This is a genomic window from Limnoraphis robusta BA-68 BA1, from assembly GCF_034932365.1.
Classification (GTDB): domain Bacteria; phylum Cyanobacteriota; class Cyanobacteriia; order Cyanobacteriales; family Microcoleaceae; genus Capilliphycus; species Capilliphycus robustus.
The window spans coordinates 1-6215 of the sequence record NZ_JAYGHR010000053.1 but is presented as its reverse complement, the minus strand read 5'-3'; the positions used below and the strand labels follow the sequence as shown (position 1 = coordinate 6215).

At 43.1% G+C, this 6215-nt stretch carries 6 protein-coding genes and 1 pseudogene; 3 read left to right on the top strand and 4 right to left on the bottom strand.

Annotation, left to right across the window (positions count from 1 at the left end; genetic code table 11):
- Positions 1–164 precede the first annotated feature (164 nt).
- Positions 165–1013: an S-formylglutathione hydrolase gene (gene fghA / locus VB836_RS13260; RefSeq protein ID WP_323219740.1), complete on the top strand. Its 849-nt coding sequence runs from the start codon at positions 165–167 to the stop codon at positions 1011–1013.
- An 86-nt stretch (positions 1014–1099) separates the two neighbouring features.
- On the opposite strand, the gene VB836_RS13255 is transcribed toward fghA, so the two are convergent.
- Positions 1100–1933: a phosphoadenylyl-sulfate reductase gene (locus tag VB836_RS13255; protein ID WP_323219739.1), complete on the bottom strand. Its 834-nt coding sequence runs from the start codon at positions 1931–1933 to the stop codon at positions 1100–1102.
- Positions 1934–2674: 741 nt separating this feature from the next.
- Here VB836_RS13255 and VB836_RS13250 point away from each other — a divergent pair.
- Both VB836_RS13250 and ygfZ read left to right on the top strand, forming a co-directional pair.
- On the top strand, positions 2675–3073 hold the full coding sequence (locus tag VB836_RS13250; protein ID WP_323219738.1) for a hypothetical protein: 399 nt from the start codon (positions 2675–2677) through the stop codon (positions 3071–3073).
- 40 nt (positions 3074–3113) lie between these two features.
- Positions 3114–4163, top strand: a complete 1050-nt coding sequence (ygfZ, locus tag VB836_RS13245) for a CAF17-like 4Fe-4S cluster assembly/insertion protein YgfZ (protein WP_323219741.1) — start codon at positions 3114–3116, stop codon at positions 4161–4163.
- A gap of 64 nt (positions 4164–4227) precedes the next feature.
- On the opposite strand, the gene VB836_RS13240 is transcribed toward ygfZ, so the two are convergent.
- The 3 genes and pseudogenes from VB836_RS13240 to VB836_RS13230 form a co-directional block, all read right to left on the bottom strand.
- Positions 4228–4521, bottom strand: coding sequence for a (2Fe-2S) ferredoxin domain-containing protein (locus VB836_RS13240; protein WP_323219737.1), 294 nt, complete (start codon positions 4519–4521; stop codon positions 4228–4230).
- 391 nt (positions 4522–4912) lie between these two features.
- Entirely contained in the window at positions 4913–5851 is a 939-nt protein-coding gene (locus tag VB836_RS13235) for a succinylglutamate desuccinylase/aspartoacylase family protein (protein ID WP_046282218.1), read from the bottom strand.
- Between the two features lie 13 nt (positions 5852–5864).
- Positions 5865–5993 (bottom strand): annotated as a pseudogene (locus tag VB836_RS13230) (putative quinol monooxygenase); the annotation flags it as partial.
- Between the last annotated feature and the right edge of the window lie 222 nt (positions 5994–6215).

Here is a 6215-nt window from a genome sequence, read left to right as displayed (position 1 = left end):
GGCGGCGCACGGAACATTATGATTCGTGCTTTGAGGGACGGCTCCTTTGCTCTCAACCTATCGGTTGAAGGCATTGCCATCGCGTCAGATGTGTTTGTCCACAGATGTACAGCGTAACACCGTCAGCACAGTTTTTAGACTATCCATCTTTCAGATTTTATCTTATGTCTGCCCCAGATTTAATTCGTGAAAGTGCTTGTTTTGGGGGTGTTGTTGGGTATTACAGCCATCACTCTTTGACTTGTAATAGCACCATGCGGTTTTCAGTTTATCAGCCCCCACAAGCGCAATTAAACCCCGTTCCGGCGCTTTATTTTCTCTCCGGTTTAACCTGTACGGAAGAAAACTTTATGGCCAAAGCGGGCGCTCAACGGTTAGCTGCAAAGTATGGTTTAATGTTGGTTGTACCCGATACCAGTCCGCGTGAAACGGGAACTCCAGGAGAGGATGACGACTGGGATATCGGAACGGGAGCGGGGTTTTATATTGATGCGACAGAGGAACCCTGGAACACCCATTATCAGATGTATAGCTATGTTGTTGAAGAACTTCCTCAACTGATTCGTGAAAATTTTCCGATTATCCCCAACAAACAAAGCATTTTTGGTCATTCAATGGGGGGTCATGGGGCGCTGGTTTGTGCGTTGAAAAACCCGCAAAAATATCTCTCGGTTTCGGCTTTTGCACCGATCGCCGCACCGATGCGATCGCCTTGGGGGGAGAAAGTTTTTAGCCAATATCTCGGATGCGATCGCGAAAAATGGCGCAACTATGATGCGAGTCAATTAGTGTTGCGAGGCGACTTTAACCGCCCAATATTAATTGATGTGGGAACGGCTGATCCTTACCTCGTCCAAGGACAGTTGTTACCCGAAGTTTTTGAACAGTCTTGTGTGCAAGTCGGACAATTATTAACCCTGCGGATGCAACAGGGATATGATCATAGTTACTATTTTGTTTCGACGTTTATTGAAGATCATATTCGTCATCATGCGATGGTTTTGGGCGAATAGTAAGGGCGGGTTGATGTTAGTTATTTGTGGGAAGACATAGATTTTGTAGAACCCGCCCCGACGCTAATGGTAACTGTAAAGGCTTGCTACAATGAACTGGAGTCTAAACTCTTAGCTTCTTGTTCTGTTTTGGGTAAATGCAACCCACATTCTTGTTTTAGACCTCTGAAGCGGGTATCTCGTTCGTTGGTATCGGTTGCGTGTAGAGGACGGCTAGAATGCCAGTCTCCAACGGTGGTATAACCGAGATCAAAGTAGGGATGATAGGGTAAATCGTAGGTACTGAGGTATTTGTAGACTTGCTTAGAACTCCAAGATAAAATTGGATAAATTTTGTATCGACCTGACTGCTTTTCAACCCGACGTAGGGTTTTGCGGTGTTCGGTTTGATGCGATCGCAGTCCCGCTAACCAAGCGGTGGCATTTAGTTCTTGCAAAGCCCGTTGCATCGGTTCGACTTTGCGGATATAATCATAACGGTTGAAAGACTCAACGTCTTCTTTTTCCCATAACCGACCATGCAAGGCTTCCATACGAGCCGGACTGATAGGAGACTGGTAGATTTTCAGATTGAGGTTTAAGCGTTCGGTTAACTGTTCAGCAAAGATATAGGTTTCCGCAGGTAAATATCCTGTATCGATCCAAATAATCGGAATGTCTGGTATTACTTGTGTAACCAGGTGCAGCATCACCGCAGACTGAATTCCAAAGCTGGTACTCATCACCAAACTTTCCCCAAAGGTGTTAGCCCCCCACTGTACGATCTGAGTTGCTTCGCTTTCCTCAAGTTGTTGGTTAACTAGATCCAGATTGATTTCTGGGGTTTGGGATATCCCCATTCCTTCTCCCTTTGTGGTCGAGGGGAGTGAATGGGGCTGTCGTCCGTTAAGATGGGTATCAACTAAATTCAGGTGTGGCATTGTTCTCCTGGTGCGCTTTGCTCTAGATATTATCTGAAATTTTATCGACTTCTGGATCATCCTCCATACTGAATTTGCCAGTTGAGGATCTCAGTCCGTTCAGATCACGGCATTGCAACTTCGGAGAATTGCAACTTTTTCCATCAAGCCTAAACAATTTCAGATCGTTGTACAAGCATAGAGATATACTTTCTTATTTTACAGCAAATATTACGGTCTTTTTCAATAGCGTTTTCAACACTTGATCGGGGGAAATAAACCGAATATCCCTTGAGATTAGAATTCTGGGGAGTTGCTCAAGCTTTGTTAAGTTAACGGACGCTGACTTGCGAGAATTGAGGTTAACTGTGTTTGAGTGAGGCACATCATAGACTCATTAGTATTTTTTCTGTCGTTCTCAAGTTCAACGAATCACGATACATCTTACGGTTCAGGCTTTTGATAGATTTCACAATCTCTTTCAAAATTCTGACGTTAAAAGCTTGATAGTTTTAGGATGAGGTTCTGCTTTGATTTAAACAAAAAACCGTTCTAAATTAAAGTTCATTCTGAACAGAATTAAATTTTAACTTCAGCCTGACTGTTGAGATAAAGATTGTCATCATTTGTTATATAGCGTTGTCATTTCCAATGATAGACTTGAATTATAGACCATACCCTAGCATCAAAAAACAAATTCCATAGAGGGAAAGGAACAAGATAAACTAAGACAATACAGAAAATGAGTTTAATATCCCTTCTATGAGACCCAAAATTAAAGATCAAGTCGCTTGGCAACAGGCAGAATTACTCATGCAACCCATCTTGATCAGACTCCTAGACAACATCCGCAAAAAGCTAGAAGAACCATCAGTCTGGAAAGGAACCTACCACAATACTGAAACCCCCTATCCGGGTTATCGACTAGATCTTGAATGTAATAACCAAAAAGTGAGTTTAGATATCTGGGAATTATGTTATCAAGTTTGTTTCAAAAACTATCAACTCACCCACGCTCCCCAAGAAAGCCAAGAAGTTGAGATTGATACCAGTTTAATTGATCACACAGGTGATGTAGACTGGACTCGCATTGATGAAAAAGCCCGGATGATTATTGACCAATTTTTTGATAACTCATCCAACGAAGTGGGACAATCTTAGTAATCCGTTACTCCGTCAACCTTTAACACTTTAAACGATGATGATTCAATCTTTACGTGAAATTCAAACCGCTCAAGGTGCCACATTAGACGATTCTACAAGCGTTCCCCTGAGTTTTGGTAATGATCCCGATGCGATCGCTGCGACTCAAACAGGTGTTGCTTTATGCGATCGCTCCCATTGGGGACTGATCCAAATTTCCAATGAGGATCGACTGCGATTTTTACACAACCAAAGTACCAACAATATTCTATCTCTGAAACCCGGCGAGGGATGTGATAGCGTATTTGTTAGTTCTACCGCCCGTACCATAGATTTAACCACGCTTTATGTCACCGAAAATGCGGTTTTAGTGTTAGTTTCGCCTTCCCGTCGTCAGATGTTAATTGATTGGTTAGATCGTTATATTTTCCCAATGGATAAGGTAGATTTAAAGGATATTAGCGATCAAAATGCTATCTTTAGTTTAATGGGGCCTGAAAGTGATCAACTGTTCAAAAAATTGGGAATAACGCCACTGGTTGATCAACCCTACGCCAGTCATCAACAGATGGAAATCGAGAATATTCCTGTGCGGGTTGCAGTTGGAAGTGGTTTGGTGACGCCAGGATATACGTTAATTGTATCAGTCGAACAGGCCGTTTCGTTGTGGAAAATCTTAGTCAATTCTGGGGCGATCGCAATGGGTGATCGCCTTTGGGAACAGCTTCGTATCGAACAAGGAAGACCAACACCGGATGCTGAACTAACTGATGATTATAATCCGTTAGAAGCGGGATTATGGAATACAATTTCTTTTGAGAAAGGCTGCTATATTGGTCAAGAAACAATCGCTCGTTTAAACACCTATAAAGGGGTTAAACAACAACTTTGGGGAATCCGACTCAATGCACCTGTCGCAATTGGAACAGAAATCAAAGTAGAGGATAAAAAAGTCGGTAAACTCACCAGTTTTATGGAAACGGAAAGAGGATATTTTGGCTTAGGTTATATTCGGACAAAGGCGGGAGGAAAGGGCTTAAAAGTGAAAGTGGGAGAAGTAGAAGCAGAAGTGATAGAAGTTCCTTTTTTAACGCATCCGGCTGAGTAAAAAAGAAAGGGAAAAGAGGCTATCATCTCAGGGATTGATGCTTTCTTTTCCCCACGAGCGAAGACTAATTGTGTTTAGCATACTTGGCATCAAGGAAAGCTTTAACGGCTTCTCCATCGTGTAAATGATGTTTGATAATGGTTGAAACGTGATCAGCTTGAACGCGATTATACCAAACTGCTTCGGGTAAAATAATCACCATCGGCCCATTACCACATTGTCCCAAACAACCTGTAGCTTCGATATCTACATTAGGAATTGGTTCTGCTTGAAATGCGGCTAATACTTTACCTGATCCTTGTTTTAGACAAGTGCGATTTTGACAAACCAGAACTTTTTTTGAGGATAAATTGACCATAAACAGATGATTGGGTTTGAAATGACTTCAGGGAATCGGATTCACTCTAAATTATAGATAAAAGATGACGAACTCCGAGGGATGTAATTGGAAGGATTCACCTTAAACGCGATAATTTATATCATGTCCGGTTGAACAGTTATAAATAAACGACAGAGGAGTCACCGAGTCACCGAGTCACCGAGTCAGGAGTCACCGAGTCAGGAGTCACCGAGTCAGGAGTCAGGAGTCAGGAGGAAATCAAGAAGAAGAAAGAGGAGGAGGAGTCACCGAGTCACCGAGGAAATAAAGAAGAAGAAAGAGGAGGATTATGAGAAAGTTTTTGATCACTAATTATCCGCACATGATATTACGACGGAATAAATAGCTCAAAATTAGCATTGAATCTCTGTTAAAAAAGAGCTAAATGTATGATCGCATCACCCTGATTAACGAGAGGATTTTGTTGAGCGCAAATCACCAACCCATCAGCAGGTGCGCGGATTCGCATACTCGCATCTCCAAACGCATCAGAAATAACACCGAGGATCTGTTTTTCATAGACTCTTTCGCCAAGTTTGACACTCAAGAGTAAAATTCCACTGGTAGAGGCGCGTATCCATCGAGTTTTGCGGATTTCAACTGAAGCGATCGGTCTGGTGTGAACCTTGGGTTCGTACATACCCAAAACCGTCATCACTCGTAATACCCCTTCTACACCGATACCAATGGCATGAGGATCAAACCGCAAAGCTTCTCCTGCCTCGTAGAGTAGCACGGGAAGGCCCTGTTGAGTAGCAGCTTGTCGCAGTGAACCATCACGGGTTTGAGAGTGAATAATCACAGGCGCACCAAACGCTTTCGCACATTCATAGGTTTCTGGGTCGTCGAGATTAGCGCGAATTTGAGGTAAATTATTGCGATGATCAGAAGCCGTATGTAAATCAATGCCATGAGTAGAACGGTTGACAATTTCTTCCATAAATAACGTCGCCAAACGTCCTCCGAGAGATCCCCGCTTAGAACCCGGAAAAGCCCGATTGAGATCCCGACGATCGGGAAGATAGCGAGATTGATCAATAAAACCAAACACATTAACAATCGGAACAGCTATTAGGGTTCCTCGCAACTGTCGGGGTGAAATTTGTTGCAGAACCCGGTGAATAATTTCCACGCCATTGAGTTCATCCCCATGAATTGCGGCACTCAGCCACAGTCGCGGCCCCTCACTAATACCGTTAATCACAATCACAGGTAGCGACAACATGGTTTGTGTAGGTAGACGAGCTACCGGAATTTCAATGCGTCGTTTGTGTGCAGGGGGAACGGAGAAGCCGCCAATTTCTATCATGCTTGCCAATTGATTACAAAACTAAATCGTAACGTCGAATATCCGGTTGAGTGGCGATTAAACCCTTAAGTTTTTGAGTCGCAGCTTGAATGTGAGCGCTGGCGAGATGAGTTTCTAAAGCAGCTTCTGTTTCCCAGATTTCGACAAAATTGACATACTCCCATCGCTAAATCAAAGATTATAGCGAGGGATTCTCAGCGCGCAATTGCTGATTCTCAGTTCACAGAATCGACTTAGAATGTTAGCGTCTCCGTTAACAAGCCAGAGGTCGTTTTCTCCCTGAGCTTTTACCTTTTTGGGGTCAGATTCGGTATGCCCTACCGTACTGTTAAAATATTGAGCTAATAGCTTCAAACCTTTCCCT